Annotated in this window: 24 protein-coding genes and 1 tRNA gene; 11 read left to right on the top strand and 14 right to left on the bottom strand. The window is 72.0% G+C overall.

Annotated elements, in window-relative coordinates; all coding sequences use genetic code 11:
- Window positions 1-286: 286 nt before the first annotated feature.
- On the top strand, window positions 287-1,135 hold the full coding sequence (locus tag MKK75_RS10330; protein WP_244042544.1) for a metal-dependent phosphohydrolase: 849 nt from the start codon (window positions 287-289) through the stop codon (window positions 1,133-1,135).
- 192 nt (window positions 1,136-1,327) lie between these two features.
- On the opposite strand, the gene MKK75_RS10335 is transcribed toward MKK75_RS10330, so the two are convergent.
- From MKK75_RS10335 to MKK75_RS10365, 7 genes are all read right to left on the bottom strand, one after another.
- Window positions 1,328-1,419 (bottom strand) — tRNA-Ser (locus tag MKK75_RS10335).
- 12 nt (window positions 1,420-1,431) lie between these two features.
- Window positions 1,432-2,280, bottom strand: a complete 849-nt coding sequence (locus tag MKK75_RS10340) for a glycosyltransferase family 2 protein (RefSeq protein ID WP_244042499.1) — start codon at window positions 2,278-2,280, stop codon at window positions 1,432-1,434.
- A complete protein-coding gene (gene lysA / locus MKK75_RS10345; protein ID WP_244042500.1) occupies window positions 2,277-3,545 on the bottom strand; it encodes a diaminopimelate decarboxylase in 1,269 nt (422 codons plus the stop codon). Before lysA ends, MKK75_RS10340 begins: the two co-directional genes overlap by 4 nt.
- 90 nt (window positions 3,546-3,635) lie before the next feature.
- Window positions 3,636-3,989: an LPS translocon maturation chaperone LptM gene (gene lptM, locus MKK75_RS10350; protein WP_244042501.1), complete on the bottom strand. Its 354-nt coding sequence runs from the start codon at window positions 3,987-3,989 to the stop codon at window positions 3,636-3,638.
- Between the two features lie 116 nt (window positions 3,990-4,105).
- Window positions 4,106-4,408 carry a 3',5'-cyclic-nucleotide phosphodiesterase gene (locus MKK75_RS10355; RefSeq protein ID WP_244042502.1) on the bottom strand — a complete coding sequence of 101 codons (303 nt, stop codon included), beginning with the start codon at window positions 4,406-4,408 and terminating at the stop codon, window positions 4,106-4,108.
- A 126-nt stretch (window positions 4,409-4,534) separates the two neighbouring features.
- Entirely contained in the window at window positions 4,535-5,224 is a 690-nt protein-coding gene (locus MKK75_RS10360) for a hypothetical protein (protein ID WP_244042503.1), read from the bottom strand.
- A 109-nt stretch (window positions 5,225-5,333) separates the two neighbouring features.
- Window positions 5,334-5,957, bottom strand: a complete 624-nt coding sequence (locus MKK75_RS10365) for a DUF1134 domain-containing protein (protein ID WP_244042504.1) — start codon at window positions 5,955-5,957, stop codon at window positions 5,334-5,336.
- Between the two features lie 162 nt (window positions 5,958-6,119).
- Between MKK75_RS10365 and MKK75_RS10370 the strand changes: the two genes are divergently transcribed.
- Window positions 6,120-6,629: a YHS domain-containing (seleno)protein gene (locus MKK75_RS10370; RefSeq protein WP_244042505.1), complete on the top strand. Its 510-nt coding sequence runs from the start codon at window positions 6,120-6,122 to the stop codon at window positions 6,627-6,629.
- Here MKK75_RS10370 and MKK75_RS10375 read toward each other — a convergent pair.
- Both MKK75_RS10375 and MKK75_RS10380 read right to left on the bottom strand, forming a co-directional pair.
- Window positions 6,613-7,503 (bottom strand): 3'(2'),5'-bisphosphate nucleotidase CysQ, encoded by an 891-nt coding sequence (locus tag MKK75_RS10375; RefSeq protein WP_244042506.1) that lies wholly within the window; start codon window positions 7,501-7,503, stop codon window positions 6,613-6,615. The genes MKK75_RS10370 and MKK75_RS10375 overlap by 17 nt on opposite strands.
- Before the next feature lie 215 nt (window positions 7,504-7,718).
- Window positions 7,719-10,637 carry a bifunctional [glutamine synthetase] adenylyltransferase/[glutamine synthetase]-adenylyl-L-tyrosine phosphorylase gene (locus MKK75_RS10380; protein WP_244042507.1) on the bottom strand — a complete coding sequence of 973 codons (2,919 nt, stop codon included), beginning with the start codon at window positions 10,635-10,637 and terminating at the stop codon, window positions 7,719-7,721.
- Between the two features lie 431 nt (window positions 10,638-11,068).
- Here MKK75_RS10380 and chpT point away from each other — a divergent pair, with 431 nt between their 5' ends.
- From chpT to MKK75_RS10425, 9 genes are all read left to right on the top strand, one after another.
- A complete protein-coding gene (chpT, locus tag MKK75_RS10385; protein ID WP_244042508.1) occupies window positions 11,069-11,779 on the top strand; it encodes a histidine phosphotransferase ChpT in 711 nt (236 codons plus the stop codon).
- Window positions 11,780-11,882: 103 nt separating this feature from the next.
- On the top strand, window positions 11,883-14,597 hold the full coding sequence (locus MKK75_RS10390; RefSeq protein ID WP_244042509.1) for a hybrid sensor histidine kinase/response regulator: 2,715 nt from the start codon (window positions 11,883-11,885) through the stop codon (window positions 14,595-14,597).
- A 49-nt stretch (window positions 14,598-14,646) separates the two neighbouring features.
- Window positions 14,647-15,174 (top strand): chemotaxis protein CheW, encoded by a 528-nt coding sequence (locus MKK75_RS10395; protein ID WP_244042510.1) that lies wholly within the window; start codon window positions 14,647-14,649, stop codon window positions 15,172-15,174.
- A gap of 11 nt (window positions 15,175-15,185) precedes the next feature.
- Window positions 15,186-15,578: a PleD family two-component system response regulator gene (locus MKK75_RS10400; RefSeq protein WP_244042511.1), complete on the top strand. Its 393-nt coding sequence runs from the start codon at window positions 15,186-15,188 to the stop codon at window positions 15,576-15,578.
- Between the two features lie 58 nt (window positions 15,579-15,636).
- Window positions 15,637-16,842 (top strand): chemotaxis response regulator protein-glutamate methylesterase, encoded by a 1,206-nt coding sequence (locus MKK75_RS10405; protein WP_244042512.1) that lies wholly within the window; start codon window positions 15,637-15,639, stop codon window positions 16,840-16,842.
- Window positions 16,839-17,711: a CheR family methyltransferase gene (locus MKK75_RS10410; RefSeq protein WP_244042513.1), complete on the top strand. Its 873-nt coding sequence runs from the start codon at window positions 16,839-16,841 to the stop codon at window positions 17,709-17,711. The genes MKK75_RS10405 and MKK75_RS10410 overlap by 4 nt, the downstream gene beginning before the upstream one ends.
- Before the next feature lie 301 nt (window positions 17,712-18,012).
- Window positions 18,013-18,630 (top strand): hypothetical protein, encoded by a 618-nt coding sequence (locus tag MKK75_RS10415; protein WP_244042514.1) that lies wholly within the window; start codon window positions 18,013-18,015, stop codon window positions 18,628-18,630.
- A 136-nt stretch (window positions 18,631-18,766) separates the two neighbouring features.
- Window positions 18,767-19,780, top strand: coding sequence for an asparaginase (locus MKK75_RS10420; RefSeq protein ID WP_244042515.1), 1,014 nt, complete (start codon window positions 18,767-18,769; stop codon window positions 19,778-19,780).
- A 197-nt stretch (window positions 19,781-19,977) separates the two neighbouring features.
- Entirely contained in the window at window positions 19,978-20,511 is a 534-nt protein-coding gene (locus MKK75_RS10425; protein WP_244042516.1) for an isochorismatase family protein, read from the top strand.
- 6 nt (window positions 20,512-20,517) lie between these two features.
- Here MKK75_RS10425 and MKK75_RS10430 read toward each other — a convergent pair whose 3' ends face one another.
- The 5 genes from MKK75_RS10430 to MKK75_RS10450 all read right to left on the bottom strand — a co-directional run bounded on the left by MKK75_RS10430 (window position 20,518) and on the right by MKK75_RS10450 (window position 24,697).
- Window positions 20,518-21,114 (bottom strand): sigma-70 family RNA polymerase sigma factor, encoded by a 597-nt coding sequence (locus MKK75_RS10430; protein WP_244042517.1) that lies wholly within the window; start codon window positions 21,112-21,114, stop codon window positions 20,518-20,520.
- Entirely contained in the window at window positions 21,111-21,353 is a 243-nt protein-coding gene (locus MKK75_RS10435) for a NepR family anti-sigma factor (RefSeq protein ID WP_244042518.1), read from the bottom strand. Before MKK75_RS10435 ends, MKK75_RS10430 begins: the two co-directional genes overlap by 4 nt.
- A 406-nt stretch (window positions 21,354-21,759) precedes the next feature.
- A complete protein-coding gene (locus MKK75_RS10440) occupies window positions 21,760-22,248 on the bottom strand; it encodes a c-type cytochrome (protein WP_244042519.1) in 489 nt (162 codons plus the stop codon).
- 39 nt (window positions 22,249-22,287) lie between these two features.
- The gene (gene soxC / locus MKK75_RS10445; RefSeq protein ID WP_244042520.1) at window positions 22,288-23,529 is read right to left on the bottom strand and encodes a sulfite dehydrogenase; all 1,242 of its coding nucleotides are present in this window, start codon (window positions 23,527-23,529) and stop codon (window positions 22,288-22,290) included.
- An 82-nt stretch (window positions 23,530-23,611) separates the two neighbouring features.
- Window positions 23,612-24,697, bottom strand: coding sequence for a YeiH family protein (locus MKK75_RS10450; protein ID WP_244042521.1), 1,086 nt, complete (start codon window positions 24,695-24,697; stop codon window positions 23,612-23,614).
- Between the last annotated feature and the right edge of the window lie 100 nt (window positions 24,698-24,797).

A 24,797-nucleotide genomic window follows, 5' to 3' on the forward strand; every position in this document is an offset into this window, starting at 1 on the left:
CGCTTGCCCCGCGCCTGGACCTTCAGGACGCAGAAGCCGGTCTCGGGGCTGTGAAAGGTGACGCGCTCGATGGTACCGGCCAGCGCCTCGATCTCTGGACCGGCCGAGCCGGGGAATGCGCGCGCAGCCACGGCGGCTATGGGATCCTACGAGCCTGCCTCGGAGATTGACGCCGCGACGCTTTACGAGGCGTTTCAGCAGTATGGGCCGCCGCTCACTTGATGTCATGGTGCTGATCGACTCAGCGGGCAGTGTTGGCGTTCACTCAGTCTGCAAGGCACCAGCCATGTTCGATGTGACGAAGATGCTGGCTGACGCGCTGGGCGAGCACCTTGCGCTAACCTACCAGCGTACCTTCGGCAGCCGCGAGCCAAGGTTTGCCGAGGTGATCGAGGCGTCCGCACGCTTGACCATTGAGCGCATCGTCGGCAGCGACGCGCTCTACCACGACGGCGACCACACCGCCCTCGTCACCCTCGTGGCTCAGGACATCCTGCGCGGCCGGTTCCTCGACAAGGGCATCACGCCGGAGGATTGGCTGCACATGATCCTGGCGGCCCTGTACCACGACATCGGCTACGTGCGCGGCGTCTGCTCAGGTGACCGGGCGAACGCCTTCGTCATCGATGCCCAGGGCACCACCATCAGTCTGCCTCGGGGAGCCTCCGACGCAGCGCTGGCGCCCTACCACATCGAGCGCTCGAAGCTGGCAGTGCAGGAGCGCTTCGGTACGAATGACCTCGTCGATGCGCAGCGGGTGATCCGGGCCATCGAGTTGACCCGTTTCCCCGTGCCTGCGGACGACGAGCATCGGGAGACCGACACCGAAGCCGGCCTGATGCGCGCGGCCGACCTGATCGGGCAACTCGGCGATCCTCTCTACCCACGCAAACTGAACGCGCTGTTCCACGAGTTCGCCGAAATCGGCTTCGACCGCCAGCTTGGCTACGCCGGCCCGGCCGACCTCGCGGAGAGGTATCCGGCATTCTTCTGGGGCAAGATCGAGCCGGTCATCGGGGACGCAGTTCGTTTCCTCGATCTAACGGTTGAGGGGCGGAGCTGGGTGGCCAACCTGTACAGTCATGTGTTCGCCATCGAGCATGACCGTCGCCGAATGGGTCCTCACTCCGGTTGAGCTATCGGAGTGGCTCTCGACGATATCGGCGCGGGCGATGATAGCGATCAGCAGGTTTCCCCTCGCGCACGCGAGGCCACATTGTCCAATAAAGTCCGGTACAAGCCGTTACGAAATGTGGGGCATAACGTGGGCTGACTACCTCAGCCGTCCCAATTTTAAGAGTTAAATCAGTAACTTAGGCCACCTGAGTGGCGGAGACGGAGGGATTCGAACCCTCGATACCCATTTCTGGGTATGCTCATTTAGCAAACGAGTGCCTTCAGCCGCTCGGCCACGTCTCCGGCGCCTTGGCTCTAGAAGGTCGGGCCGGGCGGGTCAACCCGATCCCGGCGGGCCGCCGCGAGGCGGCGGCGCTCGACGTGCTTGGCGATGCGCAGATGCCGCGAGATCGCGTAGTTCATCGCCGTCAGGAAGCCGTAGGTGCCCCGCACGAAATGCCGGCGGCCGAGATAGGCCTTCAGGAAATTGCCCGGCAGCTCGACGAAGACCCGCCAGCGCGGAATCACCACCCCCCGGGCCTCCAGGTCGTCCGCCTGCTGGTCGGAGTAGCGGTTGAGCTTGTCGAGCTGGTCGCCGAGCGAGCGAACCGAGAAATGGTGGATCACGCCCCTGAGCCGCCCCGGCGTTACCCCCGGCTCCAGCGCCACCCGGTCGTGGACCGGGGAGGCGGCGTAGCGGCCCCGGTCCTTCCGGTAGAGCCGCACCGGGGTCAGCGTATAGGCGAGCGGGTGCGGGCGCGCCTCGCCCGGAAAGATCTCGGCGATGCCGATCCGCCACGCCGGCCGGCGCGGCTCGCCCGCCGCGAACAGGGCCCGGATCTGCCGCGAAAGATCCGCCGGCACCACCTCGTCGGCGTCGAGGTTCAGGAGCCAGACGTGGCGGCACTGCTCCTCGGCGAAGCGCTTCTGCGGCCCGTAGCCCGGCCAGGGGTTGTGGATCACCCGCGCGCCGAGCGATTGGGCCAGCGCCTGCGTGCCGTCGGTCGAGCCCGAATCGACGACCACGAGGTCGTCGGTCAGGTCGCGCACCGCCCTGAGCGTCGCGCCGATCCGATCCGCCTCGTTGTACGCGATGACGAAGATCGACAGGGGGAGCGGACCGGCCGCGCTTGCCGCCAGGGCGCCTGTCGGCGCGCCGCTCACGCCAGCCAGTCCGGCACCCGGTCGAGGGCGACGAGCGCCTCGACCGCGACGCGCGGGCGCACGATCGCGGCCTGGCCGGCCCGCACCAGAACCTCCGGCACCAGCGGCCGGGTGTTGTAGGTGCAGGACTGGACCGCCCCGTAGGCGCCCGCGCTCATCACGGCGATCAGGTTGCCGGCCTGCACCTCCGGCATCTCGCGGTTGAGGGCGAGATAGTCGCCGCTCTCGCAGACCGGGCCGACCACGTCGGCGACCATCCGCGGCGTGTCGGGCCCCGGCTCGGCGACGGGGCGCAGGCCGTGATAGGCCTCGTACAGGGTCGGGCGGATCAGGTCGTTCATCGCCGCGTCGACGATCACGAAGGTGCGGCCTTCGCTGTGCTTCACGTAGAGCACCCGGGTCACCAGAATGCCGGCATTGCCGGCGATCATCCGGCCGATCTCGAAGACCGGGCGCAGGCCGAGCGGCGCGAAATGCGGCCGCAGGGTCGCGGCCAGCGCCGCCGGGTCGGGGGGCGGGGCGTTGTCGTCTCGGTAGGGGATGCCGAGGCCGCCGCCGAAATCGATGTGGCGGAGCGGGTGGCCCGCCGCCATCAGGTCCCGGGCGAGACCGGCCAGCAGCCGCGCCGCGTCCGCGAAGGGGGCGAGATCGGTGATCTGGCTGCCGATATGCATGTCGACGCCGTGCACCGCGAGGCCCGGGAGCGCCGCCGCCGCTCGGTAGACCGCCGGCGCCCGGGTGATCGGGATGCCGAACTTGTTCTCGTACTTGCCGGTGGAGATCTTGGCGTGGGTGCCGGCATCCACGTCCGGATTCACCCGGATCGAGACCGGCGCCGTGCGGCCGAGCGCCGTGGCGGTCGCGGAGAGGGCCGCGAGTTCCGGCTCGCTCTCCACGTTGAAGCAGTAGATGCCGGCATTCAGCGCCGCCTCCATCTCGGCGCGGGTCTTGCCGACGCCGGAGAAGACGATCTTGGCCGGATCGACCCCCGCCGCCAGGGCCCGGTGCAGCTCGCCGCCCGAGACGATGTCCATCCCGGCGCCCTGGCGCGCGAGGGTGCGCAGCACCGCCTGGTTGGAATTCGCCTTCATGGCGAAGCAGACCAGGGCGTCGTCCCCCGCGAAGGCCTCGGCGAAGACGCGGTAGTGCCGCTCCAGCGTGGCGGTGCTGTAGCAGTAGAACGGGGTGCCGACCTCCGCGGCGAGGTCCGTCAGGTCGACGTCCTCGGCGTGCAGCCGGCCGTCGCGGTAGTGGAAATGGTGCATCTCGGCCGTGTCTCGTCTGGCACCGGGGAGGCGTGTTTCCCGTGAAACATCCGGACTCGGACGGCGATACGGGGACCCGGCTCCCGCCCTCTACAGCAGCGGATCCAGAATGAAAGGTTCCTTCGGCACGCGGTAGCCCCGTCGTGCGCCGCGGCTGGTCTGCACCGGCGCATCGGTGCCGCCCGGCGGCACGGCCGCCGTCGACAGCTCGTCCCCGGCGCGGACCGAGGCCGGGTCCGGCTCCGGCGCACCGCCGCCGAGGCCGACCGAAACCGGCAGGGTCCGGCGGCCGTTCACCGTGTCGGAGCCCGCCGGCGCGGCGGTCGCTGCGGCGGGCGCGGTGGTCTGGGGCGGTTCCAGGGCGCCGCGCCGCCCGCAGGCGGAGAGCGCCAGGGCGGCAAGGCCGGACGCGGCGAGGATCTTCAGGGCGGGGTTCGACAACATCGCGCGCGGGTCCGGCGGTCTCGGCACCGGCGCGCGGGCGCCGGCGGGAGCCCGAGCTTAGCGGTTGCGGCGCACGGGCGCGAGCGCGCGGCCGCAACAGAGCAGGGCTGCCGGCTTCAGCCGCGGCGTTCCTTGCTGCCCTGGGCGCCCTGACGGCCCTTGGCGGGGGTGTTCTGCTTCTGCTCGGCCTCGTAGGCGTCGATCGCGCGGCGGCAGTTCTCGCTGAGCTTCTTCCAGTTCTTCTGGAAGCAGGCATCGGTGGCCGGATCGTCGGGGGCCAGGTTGCCGCAATAGCTCAGGTAGTCGCCGGTGCAGTACTTCTTCAGGGTCTCGTTGCCGCGCTTCGACTGTTGGGCCGCGGCCGGCAGCGTCAGGGCAGTGGCCGCCGCGACGGCGAGGACGATTGGCTTCAGGCGCATGGGTATCCGTACCATTGGTCGACAATGAACAGTGCAGAACGCGTCGGCGCTGCGATGGGGCCTTCGCGTGGTCGAAACAAGGCGGGCGGCGCGGGTTTCCGCGCCGGGTCCGGCCGGTGGGTTCGGTCAGACGCGCTCGGGCTGCGGCACCGGGTAGGCCGCCCGGGGCATCCGGCCCTGGCTGGTCACGGCGTCGGCCACCTCGGCGATTCGCCGGCGCAGATCCGCGTTCTCCCGCTCGATGCCGGCCTGCCGGTCCGCCGATCGGTCCGCCAGCGTCAGGGCCAGGGCCTCCTCGGCCGCCCGGAGGCTTGCGCGCAGGTCGTCGCGCTCGGCCGTCACGGCATCCGGGTCGGCCGCTCGGGATCCCGCCTGCCGCAGGCCCAGGAGCGTGTCGAGGAGGTCGGCATGGGCCTCCTCAAGGGCCTGGAGCGTGGCGAGACTCGCGGTACCGTCCTCGCTGGCCAGCGCGAGCTCGGTTTCGAGCTCGCGGGTCTTGGCCTGAACCTGGGCGATCTCGGCGTCCCGGGCCGCGACGTCGCGGGCCAGCGCGGCGACCCGCATCGTGCCGGCGCCGAGCGCCGCCATCTCGGCCTGGCGCTTGGCCTCCGCGGTCTCGGCCCTGCGCTCCAGGCGGCGCTGCTGGACGGCGAACTGCGCGCGCAGGAAGTCGCGCTCGGCGGCGATCTCGGCCGGCGAGAGGGGCAGGCGCGCCTCGGCCCGCCGCCGGGCCAGCCGGGCGGCGCGGGCATTGAGCGCCGGCAGCAGCAGCAGGCCGAGCAGGCTCGCCGCCAGGAAGCCCAGCGCGAAGATCATCACCGCTTCGATCACGAGGGAACAGCCCGCGCATCCGGCCGGACGACCCGGCCCGCCTTTACTCTAGCCCAGGTTGATCGGAAGGGTGAAATCCGATCTCGCCATTCCATCAGAACGGGTTCCAGGTCGGCTCCCGGGTGAACTTCAGATAGCCGACATTGATCCCCAGCCGGGCGCCCACGCCGCTGCGGATCGGCACCACGACGATCCGGTCGTTGACCACCGCGGTCATGCCGAAGCCGCCGACGAGGTAGGCCGAGCCGTCGATGCCGGCGAAGCGCCGGTACAGGTCGCGCACGTTCGGCAGGTTGTAGACGAGCATCATGGTGCGCGCGCCGTCGCCGCCGACGTCGAAGCCGACCGACGGCCCCTGCCAGTAGATGCGCCGCTGGCCGGCATTGCGGGTGTAGAGCGTGCCCTCGCCGTAGCGGACGCCGGCCACCACCGCGCCGCCGCCCTCCTGGCCGAGGATGTAGCCGTTCGGCTCACCCCAGCGCCGGCCCGCCTCCTCGACGGTCAGCGCGAGCCCGCGGGAGACCGAGCCGAAGAACCGGTGGCCCGATTCCACGATCTCGCCGGGGCGGAAGGTCTCGGGGGTGTCGGCATCCTCGCCGCGCGCCAGGGCGGTTCCCGGGATGCCGAGGGGGGCGCCCAGGGGCGCGCCGAGCGCCAGGGCGAGGCCCGCGCGCAGCAGGCGGCGCCGGTCGGGGCCGTGATCGTCTCGTGCCGTCATCGTTGTCTCCTCGCCCGGTTCGATTATCGGTTCGTGCGATGGATCTGTGCCGCGCTCTCGTCCCGCCCGGCCGGCACCGGCTGCGGCCCGGGGGGCTCGTCCCTCCGGGTCCACGGGGATCCGGTCGGATGAGTCGGAACAGCTTCCGGGGGAATTCGCAAGATGTGGTTAACGCGTCCCGACCCCGCAGCCCGCAGCCCGCGCCGGTCGGGCAGAGCCCGCGCGGTCGCCGTCTGCGCCGCCCTGCTGCTGGCCCGGCCGGCCGCGGGCGAGCCCGTGGGGGCGCCGATCGCGCTGCTGACGCTCAACGGCTTCGATCCGGTCAGCTATTTCCTGGAGGGCGGCCCGCAAGCCGGGACGGGCCGGTTCGAGTTCACCTGGGGCGGGCGGGTCTGGCGCTTCGCCAGCGGCGCCAACCGCGCGGCCTTCCGGGACGATCCAGCCGCCTACGCCCCGCGGCTGGGGGGCTACGACGCCGCCGGGATCCTCGAGGGCCGGCTGGTGGATGCCGATCCCCTGGTCTTCGCGGTGATCGGCGAGCGGCTCTACCTGTTCCGCGACGCGGGGCGCCGGGCCCGCTTCCTGGCCGATTCCGCTCTGGCCGCGCAGGCGGAGGCGGCCTGGCCGGGTCTGCGCGACCAGATGGACGGGCCGCCTAAGACGCCGCGCTGAGCGTCGGGCGGCCGGCGCCGCGGGTCCCGCAGGAGGCGGGCAGGGTGAGGCGCGGGGCCAGGGACGGGTCGCCGAGCGCCGCGAAGGGTCCGTTGCGGTGGTCTGACCCGTGCCGGCCGTAGCGGATCGGGCCGCCCCCCGGCACCACCACGCAGCCCCCGGCGGCCGCCACGATGTGGTCGCCGGCGGCCGTGTCCCATTCCATGGTCGGGCCGCAGCGCACGTAGAGGTCGGCCTCGCCGGCGGCGATCAGGCCGAACTTGAGGGCGGAGCCGACCTGTCGCGTCTCCATCACGGGGAGGGCGGCGAGGCAGGTGTCGGTCGCGGCGTCGCCGTGCCGCCGACTGCCGAGCGCCAGGAGGCCGGCCGCCGGCACGGTCCGGGCGTGCACCGGATGCCCGGCGCCGGGGCGCCCGGCCACGACCGGGGCCTCGACGGCCGCGGTGCCCGCCCACCAGACCCGGTCGAGACCCGGCGCCGCCAGGGCCGCCGCCACCGGGCGCTCGCCCGCCACCAGGGCGATGTTGACCGAGTAGTCGGGCGTGCCGGCCAGGAAGTCGCGGGTGCCGTCCAGGGGATCGACCAGGAAGAAGGTCCCGACCGCCGCCGCCGCGGCGCCCTCGGCCCGCGCGGCGGCCGCGCGCTCCTCGGCCACGACCGCGATGCCGGGGAACCGCTCGGCCAGGGCGGCGACGATCAGATCCTCGGCCTCGACGTCGGCGGCGCTCCACGGGGAGCCGTCCGGTTTCAGGGCGTGGGGGCAGGGACCCCGGTGGTAGCGGCGCAGGATCTCGCCCGCCGCGCAGGCGATCTCGGCGAGCGCCGCGGCAATCCGCTCGCGCTCCGGTCCCGAGATCGTCGCCGCGCTTGTCATCGTCCCTCCCGAGACCCCTTTGCATGCCCGAGCGGACGCGGGATGTCGACGGTTTTCCGTACGGATCGCCCCGGGGAGGATGCGGGTGCTGCTCAATCGTCCCGCCGCGGCCGCATTCCGGCGAACCGCCCGGCAGCCTGCTCCGCCGTCCGCAGCAGGTCCGTTCAGGCATCGGGCGGATTCCCGGCCTCGAGCATGCCGGCAAAGGTGGCGCGTCATTTCAATTCGCGCCGGATCCGCGCGAGCAGCGCCTGGCTCCGGCGCCGGTGGCGGCGCAGTTCCGCCGCGAGGCTGCGGGCATCCGGCAGGCCCACGGCCTTGGCGATCTGCCGGGCCGCCGTCTCCGCCGGCTCCGCGGTGGGGTCCGCCATCACCAGCCGCTGCCACTGGTAGACCGAATCGAGGAACCCGTAGGTCTCGGCGAGGGCGTCGGCCGACTCGGCCGGCAGCAGGCCGCGCGCCGCCGCCCCGCGGAAGACGGCCTCCGCGCCGAGCCCGATGCAGCCGGGCCAAGCGTGCGCGTGACTCAGCACGATGGCCTGGGCCAGGAAATCAAGGTCGAACAGGGCGCCGGGGGCGAGCTTCAGGTCGTAGGGCCCGGCATGACCGCGCTCCCGGGCGACGAGCGCCCGCATCGCCCTCGCCTCGGTGCAGACTTGGGCCGGCTCGCGCGGGCGGGCGAGGATCGCGGCGATCTCGGCCATGACGGCCGCCCCCAGGCCGGCGTCGCCCGCCACGATCCGGGCCCGGGCCAGCGCCATGTGCTCCCACAGCTCCGCCGCCTCGCGGTGATAGGTGGTGAAGCCGGTGCGCTGCACGGCCGGCGGGCTGTGGCTGCCGTAGGGCCGCAGCCGCAGGTCGACCGCGTAGAGCCGGCCGCGCCGGGTCGCCGTGGTGAGCGCCGCATGGAGGCGTTGCGCGAGGCGGTTATAGGCCACGACCGCGTCGAGCGGGCGCGGGCCGTCGCTGGTGCGGTCCACGAGGTCGAAATCGTACAGGAACACGAGGTCGAGGTCGGACCCGGCGCTGAGCTGGCGCGACCCCAGCCGGCCCAGCGCCAGGACGCAGCACCGCCCCTGCGGCACCGCGCCGTGATCCTGCGCGAAGCGGCGCGCCTCCGCCTCCAGGCTCAGCGCCACCGCCGCGTCGGCCACGGACGCGTAGGCCTCGCCGGCCTGCCGGGGCGTCAGGATGCCCGAGAGCAGGCGCGCGCCGGTCACGAAATTCATCTGCCGGGTAGCGCCCCGGCAGCGGTCCAGGAACTCCTCGTGGCTCCCCGGCTGCCCGACCAGCGCCCGGTACTGGGCCCGCACCGCCTCCGGATCCGGGCTCGGCGTGACGAAATCCGGGTCCAGCACGGTGTCGAGGACGTGCGGGCTCTGGCCCACCGTGTCGGCCAGGCGCGGCGCCGTGCCCAGGATGTCGGCGAACAGGAGCCGCAGCCGCTCGTGCGCGCGCAGGATCGCGAGCAGCTCCGCCACGGCCGGCATCCGCGCGAAGGCCCGGTCGAGGGCGAGCAGCGCCGCGTCCGGATCGGCGGTGCCGCCGAGCGCCCGCAGCAGGGCCGGCAGCATCCCGGCGAGGATCTCCCGGGCTCGGCCCGCGCGCAGGGCCGGGCGGCGACCGCGGTGCCAGCCCCGCACGGTCTCCCAGGCGCGCTCGGGCTCGCGGAACCCGAAGGCCGCGAGCCGCGCCAGGGTCTCGGGCTCCGGCGCCTCGCCCGCGCCGAAGACGAGGCTCGCTTCGGCGGCGGGGTCGTCGGCCTCGAACAGCAGGGCGTAATGGGCCTGGACCCGGCCGGCCTGATGGAGGAACGCCGCCTCGAAGGCCGCGCGATCGGGAAATCCCGCGAACAGGGCGAGCCCGGTCAGCGCCTCGGGGCCGGTCGGCAGGCGCTGGGTCTGCTCGTCGCGGACCATCTGGACGCGGTGCTCCAGGGTGCGCAGGAAGCCGTAGGCCTCGGTCAGCTCGTCGCGGGCGCGTCCGTCGATCCAGCCCGCCGCGGCGAGGCCGTCGAGCATCGCCACGGTGGCGCGGCCCCGTAAGGACGGCTTGCGGCCGCCGAAGACGAGCTGCTGCGTCTGGACGAAGAACTCGATCTCCCGGATGCCGCCGCGGCCGATCTTGATGTCGTGGCCGGCGACCGCGAGGGTCTCGTGGCCGCGGACCATGTGGATCTGCCGCTTGAGGGCGTGGATCTCGGCGATCGCGGGAAAGTCGAAGTGCCGCCGCCAGATGAACGGCGCGAGGTCCGCGAGGAACGCGTCCCCGGCCGGGATGTCGCCCGCGATCGGCCGGGCCTTGATGAAGGCGGCGCGCTCCCAGTTCTGGCCCAGCGTCTGGTAGTAGTCGAAGGCGAAGCCCGTCGAGAGCGCCACCGCGGTGGAACCCGGGTCCGGCCGCAACCGGTAATCGATGCGGTGGACGTAGCCTTCCGGGGTCCGGTCGGACAGGAGCTTCACCAGCCCCTGCGCCAGCTTGACGAAGAACGGTTTCGGATCGCCGCCGGTCGCGTCCGCCGCGGGGGCGGTCTCGTAGAAGATCACGAGGTCGATGTCGCTCGAATAGTTCAGCTCGCCGCCGCCGAGCTTGCCGAGCCCCAGGACGATCAGCCCCGATCCGACCTGCGGCGCGTCCGGATCCGGCGGCCGGAACCGCCCAGCCGCCATCCCCTGCCGCAGCAGCGCCTCGGTGGCCGCGCTCACCGAGGCGTCGGCGAAGTCGGACAGCGCCCGGGTGACGGCCGCGACGTCCCAGCCGCCGCCGAGATCGGCGAGCGCCACGAGGAGCGCGTGCGCCTCCCGGTTGGCACGCAGCCGCCGGCCGACCTCCGCGAGATCGGGATTCGGGCCGCAGGCGGCGCCGACCGCGCGCTGGCGGGCGATGATGTCGCGGCTCGCCGCGTCCGGCGGCTGCTCCAGCAGGGCGACGAGGCGCTCCGGCGCCCGCCGGCACGCCTGCCAGAGGAACGGGGAATGGTCGGCAAGACCCAGGAGCAGATCGCGCACTGCCGGCGTCAGGAAGCCCGGGGGCAGGGCGGGCGCGATCTCGGCGAGCCGGGCCTGCGCGGTGTCCGGATCCGCGACGCGGAGGCGGGGATTCAGGCTCTGACGCAGGGTAGGGGCGGGCTGCATGGGGCGGACCTCAGCGTCAGGAGCTGGCGGGTCTACGGATCGTCGGAGTCCTGGACCGTCGACCACGCGCCCTCCCGCACCCGCGGAGGGTAACGGATTCGCGCTTCCCCGTTGAAGAGGCAAGGCGCCAGCTCCGCGCGTCTCCCTCGCCCGCGGAGCCCGCACGGGAGAGCGGACCCGCGCTCCATCGTGCGGCGGCGTCGCCGGCGCGACGCGAATCGGACGCCGCCCGGCCGATCCCGCAATCCCGGTAACGCTTTTCAAAGGCGAGCGTGGCGTCTATCCGAGCGGACCGGTCGTCGCCCCCGGTCCGAAATGCCGCGCGCGGTATCCGTTGGGCGACGTGTACGCCGGATGCGGCGGTCGACGAACGGCCGCCAGTCGGGCCCCCGGCCCGCAGACGCCCGAACCAGACCCGCCCGGAGCGCACCATGTCGTCCCCGAACTCGCCGACCCTGACCCTCGACGGCCTCGACCTCGCGGCCCTGCTCTGCTCCCGCGTCTGCCACGACGTGATCAGCCCCGTCGGCGCGATCGTGAACGGGCTCGAGGTCCTGGAGGACGACCAGGACGAATCGATGCGCACCTTCGCGCTGGAGCTGATCGGCAAGAGCGCCCGGCAGGCCTCGGCGCGGCTGAAATTCGCCCGGATCGCCTTCGGGGCCGCGGGATCGGCCGGCGCCTCGATCGACCTCGCCGACGCCGAGAGCGTGGCCAAGGGGATGTTCTCCGACGACAAGACCAAGCTGACCTGGGCCGCCCCGCAGGCACTGTTCCCCAAGAACAAGGTCAAGCTGCTCCTCAACCTCGTGATGATCGCCACGACGGCCATCCCGCGGGGCGGCGTGATCGACGTCGTGGTCTCCGGCGACGGCGAGGCGCCGCACTTCGTGCTGAAAGCCAAGGGCTCGCACGCCCGCATCCCCCCGCACGTGGAGGAACTGATGGCCGGCAGCCCCGAGAGCGGCACGGTCGACGCCCACGGCATCCTGCCGTTCTACGCCGGCCTGGTCGCGCGCGCCGCCGCCATGGATGTTCGATTCGCCATTCAGGATGACGAGGTGACGATCACGGCCGCGCCGACAGTGATCGAAGCATCCGATGAGGCCTCCGGCACGGGTTCGAACACCACGCACGCCTGAAAATCTGAAAAACTCCGGCGCGGAGGTGGAACTGAAACGCTTCCCTAACCGCGCCCGAGTAAGTACGGTGCGCGAGACCTTCTTCCGGTAACGAGTTGCGCCTATGGACGACCTGCTTCGCGAGTTCCTGACTGAGAGCGGCGAGCATCTCGACACCGTCGATGCAGAACTCGTCCGGTTCGAACAGGATCCGAATAACGAGACGATCCTGCGGAACATCTTCCGATTAGTCCACACGATCAAAGGAACGTGCGGATTTCTCGGACTTCCGCGCCTCGAAGCCTTGGCGCACGCGGCCGAGACCTTGATGGGTCGGTTCCGGGACGGGCTGCCCGCCACCTCCGCCTCGGTGACGCTGATCCTGCTGACCCTGGACCGGCTGAAGGAGATCCTGGCCGATCTGGAGGCCACCGGCACCGAGCCTGCGGGGTCGGACGACGACCTCATTTCCGCCCTCGAGCGGATGGCCGAGGGCGCGCCCGAGGCGTCCGAGCCGGAGCCGGCGGCGCCCCCGCCGCCGCCCGAGCCGGTGCTGCCCGAGCCGGTGGCCCGCGAACTCAAGCCCGGCGAGGTGTCCCTCGACGACCTGGAGGCCGCCTTCCTGGCGGCGCCGGGACCGGACGAATCGGCTTTCGCGGCGGCCCCGGCACCCCAGCCTGCTTCTGCTCCCGCCCCCAAGGCGGGCGCGGCGCCGGTCGAGGCGGCCGAGGCCGAGCCGGCGCGCGCCGAGAGGGCCGAGGGCGGCGGCGGCGAGGGTGAGGCCACCACGGCCGCCAAGAACAACCAGACGATCCGCGTGAGCGTCGACACGCTCGAGCACCTGATGACGATGGTCTCGGAGCTGGTGCTGACCCGCAATCAGCTCCTCGAGATCGCCCGCCGGCACGAGGATTCGAGCTACAAGGTCCCGCTGCAGCGCCTGTCCCACGTGACGGCCGAGCTGCAGGACGGCGTGATGAAGACGCGCATGCAGCCGATCGGCAATGCGTGGCAGAAGCTGCCGCGGGTCGTGCGCGACCTCTCGGCGGAACTCGGCAAGCAGATCGAACTCGTGATGGTCGGGGCGGAGACCGAGCTCGACCGGCAGGTCCTTGAGGTGATCAAGGATCCGCTGACCCACATGGTCCGCAACTCGGCCGATCACGGCCTCGAATCGACGGCCGAGCGCGTGGCGGCGGGCAAGCCCGCCCGCGGCACGATCCGGCTCGCCGCCTACCACGAGGGCGGCACGATCACGATCGAGATCGCCGACGACGGCAAGGGCCTGAACCTCGCGGCGATCCGCCAGAAGGCGGTGCAGCGCGGGCTCGCCTCCCAGGCCGACGTCGACCGGATGACCGACGCGCAGGTCGCCAAGTTCATCTTCGATGCGGGCTTCTCCACGGCGGCGGCGGTCACCTCGGTCTCGGGCCGCGGCGTCGGCATGGATGTGGTCAAGACCAACATCGAGACCATCGGCGGCCTGATCGACATCGCCACCACGGCGGGCCGGGGCACCACCTTCACCATCAAGATCCCGCTGACGCTGGCCATCGTGGCGGCGCTGATCGTGCGCGCCGGCGAGCACCGCTTCGCCCTGCCGCAGGTGGCGGTGCTCGAACTGGTGCGGGTCGATGCCGGGGCGCAGCGGGTCGAGCGGATCAACGGCGCGCCGGTGCTGCGCCTGCGCGAGCGGCTGCTGCCGATCGTCTCGCTCACCGGTCTGCTCGGGCAGGATGCGGCCGGGACCGAGACGGAGCAGGCCGGCTTCGTGGTGGTTGCCCAGGTCGGGCGCGAGCGCTTCGGCATCCTCGTCGACGAGGTCTTCCACACGGAGGAGATCGTCGTGAAGCCGATGTCGGTGAAGCTGCGGCACATCCCGATGTTTGCCGGCAACACGATCCTCGGCGACGGCGCCGTGGTGCTGATCGTCGATCCCAACGGCGTCGCCCGGCAGGTGGCGCAGGGCAGCCAGGGCAGCGGCGGCCACGCGGATGCCGACGACGACGCGGCGAACGAGGTGGCGGATTCCAAGACCACGCTCCTGGTGTTCAAGGGCGGCCAGGGCAGCTTCAAGGCGGTGCCGCTGTCGCTGGTCACCCGCCTTGAGGAGATCGAGTGCGCCAAGGTCGAGTGGCTGGGCGGCCGCGCGCTGATCCAGTACCGCGGGCGCCTGATGCCGCTGGTCCCGGCCGATCCGGGCATCACGATCAAGTCGGAGGGGACCCAGGCCCTGGTGGTGTTCTCCGACGGCGAGCGCGCCATGGGCCTGGTGGTCGACGAGATCGTCGACATCGTGGAGGAGCGCCTCGACATCGAGATCGCGGCCGACCGCTCGGACCTGATCGGCTCGGCGGTGCTGCGGGGCCGGGCGACCGACATCATCAACATCGCCCATTTCCTGCCGCTCGCCTACGACGACTGGGCGCGCGGCCTGAAGCGGCCCGAGCAGTTCTCCACGATCCTGCTGGTCGACGATTCGGCCTTCTTCCGCGACATGCTGACCCCGGTGCTGAAGGCGGGCGGCTATCAGGTGGTCACGGCCGCGAGCGCGGAGGCGGCGCTCAGCACGCTCCAGTCCGATCAGCGGATCGAGGTGGTGGTCACCGATCTGGAGATGCCGGGCCGCAGCGGCTTCGACCTCGTAGCCGCGATGCGCCGGGCCGAGCCGCGGGTCGCCGGCCTTCCGGTGATCGGCCTCACCGGGGCGATCGGCGCCGACGCGGTGGAGCGGGCCCGGGCCCTGGCGATCACCGATCTCGTGGCGAAGTTCGATCGGGCCGGTCTGATCTCGGCGCTGGCCGAGCTCGGCGCCGAGACGGTCTCGAAGGCGGCCTGATCCCGCCGCCCGCCCCAAATCGATCGAATCGATCATCCGGAGAGTTCCGATGCAGGCAGCCAATGCCAACGCCACCGGCGCGAATGGCGCCACCACCAACGGCGCCGAGACCGGCGCCACCGACGACTTCGTGACGGTCTATGTCGGCGAGACCCTGTTCGGGCTGGCGATCGAGCGGGTCCACGACGTGTTCGTGCCCTCGGGGGTGACGCCTGTGCCGCTCGCGCCGGCCGAGATCGTCGGCCTCCTGAACCTGCGCGGCCGCGTGGTCACCGCCATGAGCCTGCGCCGGCGCCTGGGCCTGCCCGACGCGCCGGACGAGGCGGACGGCGCGAAGGCCAGTCCGAAGATGGCGATCGGGCTGGAGCAGGCGGGCGAGACCTTCGCCCTCGTGGTCGACGGGGTCGGCGAGGTGCTGAAGCTTGGCGCCGACAGCCGGGAGGCGGTGCCGATCAACCTCGATCCGCGCTTCCGCAACCTCGCCACCTGCGTCCACCGGCTCGACGGGCGCCTGCTGGTGATCCTGGACGTGGACGCGCTCCTCGGCTTCACGGCTGCCGGCGCCAAGGCGGCTTGAGGGAGGGGGCGATGAAGGCGCCGCACGAGACCAACTGCCTGGTCGTGGACGATTCCGCGGTGATCCGGAAGGTCGCCCGCCGGATCATCGAGGATCTCGGCATGAACGTCAGCGAGGCCGAGGACGGCAACGCCGCCCTGGAAGCCTGCGCGGCACACATGCCGGACGCGATCCTGCTCGATTGGAACATGCCGAACATGGACGGCTACGCCTTCCTCCAGGCCCTGCGCCGGAGCGAGGGGGGCGAGGTGCCGAAGGTCCTGTTCTGCACCACCGAGAACGACATCGGCGCCATCGCCCGCGCGCTGCGGGCGGGGGCGGACGAGTACATCATGAAGCCCTTCGACCGCGACATCCTGACCGCCAAGCTCGAACAGGTCGGGCTCGTGGCCGACGCGGCCTGATCCTCTCGCGCACCACATCTGTACCCGCATCCGCGGCCCCGTACCCGAGGCAAGCACCATGGCCCTGAGCCCCGCGGTCGCACCGCTGCGCACGCCGCCGAACCAGAGCACGACCGGTTCCGCCGCGACGATCCGGGTCCTGGTGGCCGATGATTCCGCCGTCGTGCGCGGCCTCGTGGCCCGCTGGATCGGCGAGGCGGGCTTCGAGCTCGTCGGCACGGCCTCGAACGGCCGGATCGCCATCGAGATGATCGCCAAGCACGACCCCGACGTGGTCCTGCTCGACATCGAGATGCCGGAACTCGACGGCACCACGGCGCTGCCGCGCATGCTCGCCATGAGTCCGAGCGTGCAGGTCGTGATGATGTCGACGCTGACCACGCGCAACGCCGACATCTCGCTGCGATGCTTGGCCCTCGGGGCGGTGGACTACATCGCCAAGCCCGAGAGCAGCCGCGGCGTCACCACGTCGGACGTGTTCCGGGCGGAGCTGATCGAGCGGGTGCGCGTGTTCGGCGCGGCCCGGGCCCGGACCCGCCGGCCGGTCTCCGCGCCCGCGCCGGCGGCCCATCCGGCGCCCGCCGCCCACGCCCCCGCGCCGGCGGCCCACGCGGTACCGGCGGCGGCGCGCCCGGCGACCCCCTTCACCCTGCGGCCGAAGGTCCGCGCCCGCACGGCGCCCCGCGCCCTGCTGATCGGCTCCTCCACGGGCGGGCCGCGGGCGGTGGGCGAGATGCTGGAGGGGATCGGCGCGGCGGCGCTCCGCCGGCTCCCGGTGCTGATCGTGCAGCACATGCCGCCGATCTTCACCGCGGTGTTCGCCGAGCACCTCACCACCCGCACCGGCGTCCAGGCCGCCGAGGGCAAGCCCGACGAGCGGATCGAGCCGGGCCGCATCTACGTCGCCCCGGGCGGCCGCCACATGGGCCTCGCCGCGGGTCCGAACGGCCCGACCATCAAGCTCACAGACGGGCCGCCGGTGAATTTCTGCCGGCCCGCGGTCGACGTTCTGTTCAAGGACGCGGCGGTCGTGTTCGGCGCCGCCACCGCCACCGTGATCCTCACCGGCATGGGCTCGGACGGCACCAACGGCGCCCGGGCGCTGACGGAGGCCGGCGGCCCGGTGCTCGCCCAGGACGAGGCCACCAGCACGGTCTGGGGCATGCCGGGCAGCGTCGCCCGGGCCGGCCTTGCCGAGGCGGTCCTGCCGCTGTCCGAACTCGCGACGGCGCTGCGCGCCATGATCACGGGTCAGGCGGCATGACCGAGCTCGAATTCGAATTCCTGCGCGGCTTCCTCAAGCAGCGCTCCGGCCTCGCGCTGACCGCCGAGAAGCGCTACCTCGTCGAGAGCCGGCTGACCCCGATCTGCCGCCGCTACGGGCTCGGGAGCCTCGGCGAGCTGATCGGCGCGCTCAAGCTCGGCCGGGTCGCCGCGATGGAGCGGGACGTGGTCGAGGCGATGACCACGAACGAGACCTTCTTCTTCCGCGATCGGATCCCGTTCGACCTGTTCCGCGACACGCTGCTGCCGGAGGCGCTGCTGCGCAACGCCAGCCGGCGCCGGCTGCGGATCTGGTGCGCGGCCTCCTCGACGGGCCAGGAGCCGTACTCGCTGGCGATGCTGCTGCAGGAGGCGGCGCCGCGGATGGCCGGCTGGCAGGTCGAGATCGTGGCGACCGACCTCTCGACCGAGGTGATCGAGAAGGCCAAGGCCGGGATCTACAGCCATTTCGAGGTCCAGCGCGGCCTGCCGGTGCAGTGGCTGATCAAGTACTTCACGCAAGTGGGCGAGCAGTGGCAGATCGCCCAGAGCCTGCGCAGCATGGTGGATTACCGCCAGCTCAACCTGCTGCACAGCTTCGCGACGCTCGGCCAGTTCGACATCATCTACTGCCGCAACGTGCTGATCTACTTCGATGCGCCGACCAAGTCGGACGTCCTGGCGCGGCTCGCCGCCCAGCTCGCCCCGGAGGGGGCGCTGCTGCTCGGCGCGGCGGAGACGGTGATCGGCCTGACCGACCGGCTCGCGCCCCATCCGAAGCATCGCGGCCTCTACGCGCACGCCGCACCGGCGGCGCGCCTGGGTGAGACGGCGGCGATACCACCGCTGCGGGTGGCGGCCAGCGTCTGATCCGGTCTGCGGCGGAGCTGCCACACGGACCACGGCAGCGCCCGATGGCGCGGTCACCTCGGGATGAAGGCATGGGTCGAACGGCCGATCTGAGCCGTCGCGGTCACGTGTCGTGCGCCGTGATGCTGCGCCATCGCTTTCGGGAAACGCGCGATCTTCCATGCTCGGACGTCCGTCCGAACGTCCCCCGGCGCCTCGCATTGAGAACACTCGAGAAACCCAGCTTTAAGAATCGCGTGGGTAATTTGCACACGGACCCGCCGCCGGGCGAATCCGGCAATTCCGTGCCCCGAGCGTTTCCATGAGTAGCATCAACGCCACCACGACGTCGCAGCTCTACACGCAGCGATGGCAGACCCAGGACAGCCCGCAGACGCGGATGGCCGACACGATCAGCAGCGAGCTGTCGGCCGGCACCCTCAGCAGCACCGACGCCACCGCGCTGACCAGCGCCCTGTCGTCGATCGGTTCGAGCCTGTCGTCGGACAGTACCGGCTCGACCGGCGGCACCCAGGCCAAGCTCGACCCGTCCTCCATGAAGGACCGGATCGACGGCCTGATCGCCGATCAGGTGAGCAGCGGCAGCCTGACCAGCGATCAGGCCACCGAGCTGAAGAACCTGTTCGCTAGCCACGGCCAGAGCACCCAGACCGCCGACGCCACCGCGGAGGATGGCGGCGTTTCCGGTGCCGGCGGTCCGCCCCCGGGGCCCCCGCCCGGCCCGCCGCCGGGCGATTCCGCCTCCGACAGCAGCACGTCCGGTTCGTCGAGCAGCTCCGACACGTCGTCGTCGAGCGACCTGCTCGCCAGCTTCCTCCAGCAGCTCCAGAGCAGCCAGTCGTCCAGTGCCGGCTACGGGGCGAGCGGCACCAGCACCAGCGCCAACATCTCGGCCCTGCTGGTCGACTTCAAGAGCTGACACCGTGGTGTTCCGGCGATGCGCCCGTCGTCCGGCGCATCGCCCGCCTGCGCCCGGCGGGGTCGACCCCGGCCGTGCGCCGCGGCATCGTCCGCCCCGCATTCGCGGGGCCAGGATGGCCGGGAGGGCGGTGGGGATGGCGGGACACGGAGCCGGGTTGCCCAAGGTGGCATTCATCGGGACGGGCGGGACGATCGCGTCCCTCGGGCGCGATGCCCTCGACATCCTCGACTACGGCGCCACCGACCGGCGCCTCGACGCCGTCGGTATCCTGGCGGCGGTTCCCGAGCTGGCGGCCGTGGCCACGGTGTTGCCGGTCCCCTTCCGGGCGGTTCCGAGCCCGGCGATCGGCTTTTCCGAGTGGCGCGACCTCGTCGGCCTGTGCGCGCATCTCGCGGCCGAGCATCCGGACCTCGCCGGCATCGTCATCGGCCACGGCACTGCGACCCTCGAGGAGACCGCCTACGCGCTCAGCCTGACCCTGACGGTGGACCTGCCGGTGGTGCTGGTCGGCTCGCAGCGCCCCCTGAGCGCGCTCTCCACCGACGCGAAGCTCAACCTCGTGGCGGCGGTCCGCACCGCGGCGGCGCCCGGATCCCGCGGGCGCGGCGTCCTCGTGGTGCTGAACGACGAGATCCAGGCGGCCCGCGAGGTGACCAAGACCTCGGTGGCCCGGCTCCAGACCTTTCGCACCCCGGATTTCGGGGTGCTCGGCCATGTCGACGGCGATCATGTCCGGTACTACCGCCGCTCCGAGCGGGCGCACGCGCCCGGCACGCCCTTCGACATCCGGGATCGGTCCGCGCTGCCGCGGGTCGACATCGCCTACGGCTACGCCGATGCCGACGGCACCGCCGTGCGGGCGTTCCAGGCTGCGGGCGCGCGGGGTCTGGTCTCGGCGGGGCTTGCGCCGGGCATGGTTCCGCCCGGCGAGGCCGAGGCCCTTGAGGCGGCGGCCGCCGCCGGGATCGTGGTGGTGATGTCGACCCGCGCCGGGAGCGGCGTGGTGCCCCTCTCCACCCGCCTGCGCAGCCGCGGCCTGCTCAGCGCCGACAACCTGACCCCGCAGAAGGCCCGGATCCTCCTCGCCCTGGCGCTGACCGTCACGGCGGAGCCGGAGGCGGTGGCGCGCCTGTTCGCCACGTATTGAGCGCCTGTGCGAACTGGGTTTCCAAGGAGTTCAGCCCCTTGGCGGGTTCTCGGGCGGAGCCCTGGGATCTTCGGCCCTGAGCGTTCTCCAGGGCACCGCCCCGGACCCGCGAAAGGTCTCGACCTTTCGAGACCAGGATTTGCGATGCCGATCACCCGGCGCTCCCGTCAAACACGCTCTGAGAGTTCGCTGCACCGATGCCGCTGATCGACCCCGCCCGTTCGCTGCTCCTCGTCATCGACGTTCAGGTCCGGCTGATGCCGGCCATCGCCGAGGGCGCGGAGGTGATCGCCCAGACCGCCCGCCTCGCCGCCGCCGCGAGACTCCTCGACGTGCCGGTGCTGGTCACCGAGCAGAATGCCGGCGGCCTCGGGCCGACCGTGCCGGACCTCGCCCCCGCGCCCGGCACGGCCATTCCGAAGATGAGTTTCGGCGCCACGCGGGCGCCGGGCTTCCGCGAGCACCTGCCGGACGGGCGCGACTGCGTGGTGGCCGGCTGCGAGGCGCATATCTGCGTGCTGCAGACGGTGCTCGGCCTGCTGGAGGCGGGGCGGCGCGTCACCGTGGTCGGCGACGCGGTGGGCTCCCGCAAGATCGGGAACCGGGATGCGGCGCTCGCCCGGATGGCGGCCCACGGCGCCGAGATCGTCACCACCGAGATGGTGGTGTTCGAATGGCTCGGCACCGCCCGGCATCCGCGCTTCCGCGAGGTCGTCCGGCTGATCAAGTAAGGGCGGTCAGCCCCCGTCGAGCGCCGCCCGGGTCTGCGCGTCGGGGCCGATATCGTCGGTCCCCGCCATGCCCAGCACCTCGATCAGCCGGACCCGCGCCCGGCTGACCCGGCTCTTGATCGTGCCCACGGCGACGCCGCAGATCGCCGCGGCCTCCTCGTAGGTGAAGCTTTGGGCGCCGACCAGCACCAGCGCCTCGCGCTGGGCTGCCGGGAGCTGGTTCAGGGCGCTCTGGAACTGCGCCATCTCCATCCGGACCTCCTGCGCGGGCAGGCTGGTCAGCCGGCCGGCATGGACCCCGTCGGCGTCCTCCACCTCGCGCTTGCGCTTGCGCTGCTCCGAGTAGAACAGGTTGCGCAGGATCGTGAACAGCCACGCCGTGAGGTTTGTGCCCCGGCGGAAGCTCGCCGCGTTGATCCAGGCCCGAACCAGGGTGTCCTGAACGAGGTCGTCCGACCGGTCGAAATCGTAGGTCAGGGAGAACGCGAAGGCCCGCAGCGCCGGGATCGCCCCCAGCAGGAGGTCGCGCATCTCGGCATCGGCGCCCGCCGGGGCCGGCGCGGGGCCGCTTCCCGCGGGAGCGGCTTGGAGCATCAGGGTCATGGCTGGGCCTCCGTGTCGGCGAGGGCGTCGAGGAGCGTCAGGAGGCGGTCCGGGACCGGCTGGGCCAGAATATCCGCGTAGTGCAGGCGCAGGCCGCGCCCGATCCGCTCCCGGACCGCCGCATCGACCGCGCGGCGCTGGGCGCGGGGGCGCTGGGCCGACGGGAACGCGATGACCGACCCGGCGGTCTCGGCCCGCGCGGCCTCCGGGACCGCCCGCTCGTCCTTGGTCCCTGTCATGGCTGCGCCCCGTGCCGTGCGCGATGCGGCCCCGCGGGGTCCTGCGGTCTACCGCGCCGGTCCGGGGACAGGCCGCGGCGAGACGCATCTCATCGCCTTCGGGAAGCGCTGATAGGCGGTCCAGATTTAATCGGTTCTGAATTATGCATTCAGGGAATTTTAATCTTCAAATGGCCCAGCTTGTCTAGATTTTTGCAAATCATGTCTGAGGTTACAATTCAGCAATACTTGTCTAGAGCTTGGCTGTAGTTAATATCGGTCACGCTGCCTGAACGGATGCTGAGCGGTGGGGCGGGGCGATTGATCCCGATGTCGCGCGTCTCCCTCCCCCGCAGAGGGGAGGGGGGAGGACGGGTGCGTCGGTTGTCGGCCGGTTATTCCGGCAACCGCCGAAATCAAAGGCCTCTCAGCGGACGTCCGGTCGCGGATCCGGAACGAAGCCGTCGCGATTCGGCATCCGCACCGCCGACAGGGCGTGCGCGTCGAGCACCGCCCCGTCCGGCACGAGCCCGTTCAGGTTCAGGATGTAGGCCGAGACGGCGTAGACGTCGTCGGTGCTGAGCGATTCCGGGGCGTTCATCGGCATGGCCCGGCGGATGTAGTCGAACAGCGTCGGCGCGTAGGGCCAGAAGCTGCCCACCGTCTTGAGCGGCTTGGCCGAGGCCAGGCTGCCCTGCCCGCCGACCAGCGGATCGCCGACGCCCCCCTCGCCATGTGCCCCGTGGCAGGCGGCGCACTGCGCCTCGAACACCGCCCGGCCGTGCGCGACGCTGCCGCTGCCCGGGGGCAGCTTCCGGCCGTCGCGGTCGATGTCGATGTTCCAGGCCGCGATCTCGGCCTCGGTCGCCGGCCGGCCGATGCCGTACCGCTCCGCGGCCCGCGCCGCGCCGGCCACGCCGAGCAGGAGGAGCGCGGCCGCGCGAGCGCGCGGGCGTTACGCGTAGCCATTGGTCACCTCGCCGCTGTCCGCGATGCGCCAGGGGATTGTCGCGTTGTTGTGGTAGAAGGACTTGAGCCCGCGCACGGCCGTGAGATCCGAAAAGCTCGGCTGCACGTAACCGGTCTCGTCGATCGCCCGGCTCATGATGGTCGTGGGCGTGCCGTCCCAGGTCCAGGGCAGGCGGAAGCGGGTCAGCGCCCGGGTCAGGACCGGCTCCTGCAGGGCCGCCTCCTGCCAGGTCTTGCCCCCGTCGGCCGTGACCTGCACGCCCCGGATCCGGCCGCGCCCGCTCCAGGCGATGCCGGTGATCTCGTTGAAGCCGGGGGCGATCCGCTGGGTGCCGGAGGGCCGCGTGATGATCGACTTCGCCTCCATCACGAAGGTGAATTGCCGCGCCGTGCCGTCCGGCATGGAATCGGTGTACTTCGAGGTTTCTTCGCGTGAGTAGGCCGGCTCCGCGCTCACGTTGAGGCGGCGCAGCCACTTCACGTTCATGTTGCCCTCGAAGCCGGGCAGGATCACCCGCAGCGGATAGCCCTGCTGCGGGCGCAGCCGCTCGCCGTTCTGGCTGTAGACCAGCAGCGCGTCGTCCAGGCATTTCGCGATCGGGATGCTGCGGGTGAGGGCGGCGGCATCCGCGCCCTCCGCCACGACCCATTGCGCCTCGGGCTTGAGCCCGGCCTCGCGCAGAACCGTCGCGAGGCGCACCCCGGTCCACTCGGCGCAGCTCACGAGGCCGACGAGGTCCGAGGCGGTCTTGCCCTTGATCGCCTCGAAGCTCGGATTGCCCGAGCATTCGAGGAAGTGGATGTGCGATTCCGACGGGAAGCGCCGGATGTCGTCCATCGTCAGAATCAGCGGCGTCTCGACGAGCCCGTGGATCATCAGCCGATGCCGGGCGGGGTCGATGTCGGGGATGCCGCCGTGGTGGCGCTCGTAGAACAGGCCGTTGGGCGTCAGGATGCCGTCGAGATCCTGCAGGGGCGTGCGGCTCGACGCGGAGGTGTACTGCTTGAGGCCTTTGGGCACGTTGCGGATCACGTCGGCCTCGAAGCGCGAGGGCGTGCCATAGGTCTGGCTGCCGACATCGGCGCCGGGCGTCTTCATCCACTCCGGGGTGGCGGGGGGCGCCGCCGCGTCGGCCTGCGCCCGCCCGCCCGCGAGGGCGGCGGCCGCGGCCGCGCCCTGGACGAGGAAGCGCCGCCGGGCCGGCGGGTCGTCGGGATCGCGCGTCATCGCTTGTCGCTCCAGTCGCTCGGTCGGGCTCCCCCGCGGGGAGGATACAGGGCCGGCCGGCGCGGGTCAGCGCGCCGGCGCTTCACCGGATCGCGAGCCCGGTGATGAGGCAGAGGCTCACCGCGATGAGGACGGCGAGCGAGGCGGTGACCGCCAGGGTGACCCGTCCGCCGACCCGGGCCAGCACGCGGACATCGACGCCGAGGCCGAGCGCCGCCATGGACAGGATCGTGAGCACCCCCGCGAGCTGGGTCAGCGGCTTCACGGCGGCGTCCGGCACGAGGCCCAGCGAGCGCAGGGTCGCGAGCGCCAGGAACCCGAGGATGAACCACGGCACCAGCTTGGTCAGCCCGGGCCGGGCCGGCCGGGCTTCGGCGCCGCCCGCCGCTGCCGACGGCAGCCGGGGGGCGATCAGCGAGAACGCCACCACGACGGGGCCGAGCATCAGCACGCGCACGAGCTTCACCAGGGTGCCGACCTGGGTTGAGAGCAGGCTCACCGGCACGGTGGCGGCCAGAACCTGCGGCACCGCGTAGACGGTCAGGCCCGCGAGCACGCCGTACTGGTTGTCGCTGAGGCCGGCCAGCGGCACGAACAGCGGCAGGCCGAGCACCATCAGCACGCCGAGCACGGCCGTGAACGCGATGGCCGCCGCGATGTCCTTCGGCTCGGCGCCGATCACCGGCGCGACCGCCGCGATGGCCGAGTTGCCGCAGATGGCGTTGCCGCAGGCCACCAGGATCGCCATCCGGGCCGGCAGGCCGAGCGCCCGGCAGATCCCGATGCTCGCCGCGATGCCGATCACCACGGTGCCGACGATGCCGGCGAGCAGGGCCGGGCCGGAGGCGAGGATCGCCCCGAGGCTCAGGGAGGCGCCGAGCAGCACCACGGCGACTTCGAGGAGCTGCTTGGCCGAGAACGCGATGCCGGTGCGGAAGCGCGCGTCCGGCGTCCAGGCGGTGCGCACCGCGATGCCGATCAGGATCGCCAGGACCAGGGCCTCGACGTAAGGGTGGCCGGTGGCGCGCTCCTCCAGCGCCTGGGCGGCCATCGCCACGGCGGTGATCGCCGCGCACAGGCCGATGCCGGGCAGGACCGTGGCGCTGGTGGTGGCGGTGGAGCGGGATGCGGCGTGCGGGGAGGTTTTCGGGGGGGCGTCAGCGCTCATGAGAATCGCTCCCGCAGTTGTCTTGACGTGACCGGCGGAACGGTTCCGCGGTTCTCCCTCCCCCGCAGAGGGGGGAGGGAGGGCGCCTGGCAGGTCCAGA

The sequence above is a fragment of the Methylobacterium sp. J-030 genome (genome assembly GCF_022829545.1).
GTDB lineage: Bacteria > Pseudomonadota > Alphaproteobacteria > Rhizobiales > Beijerinckiaceae > Methylobacterium.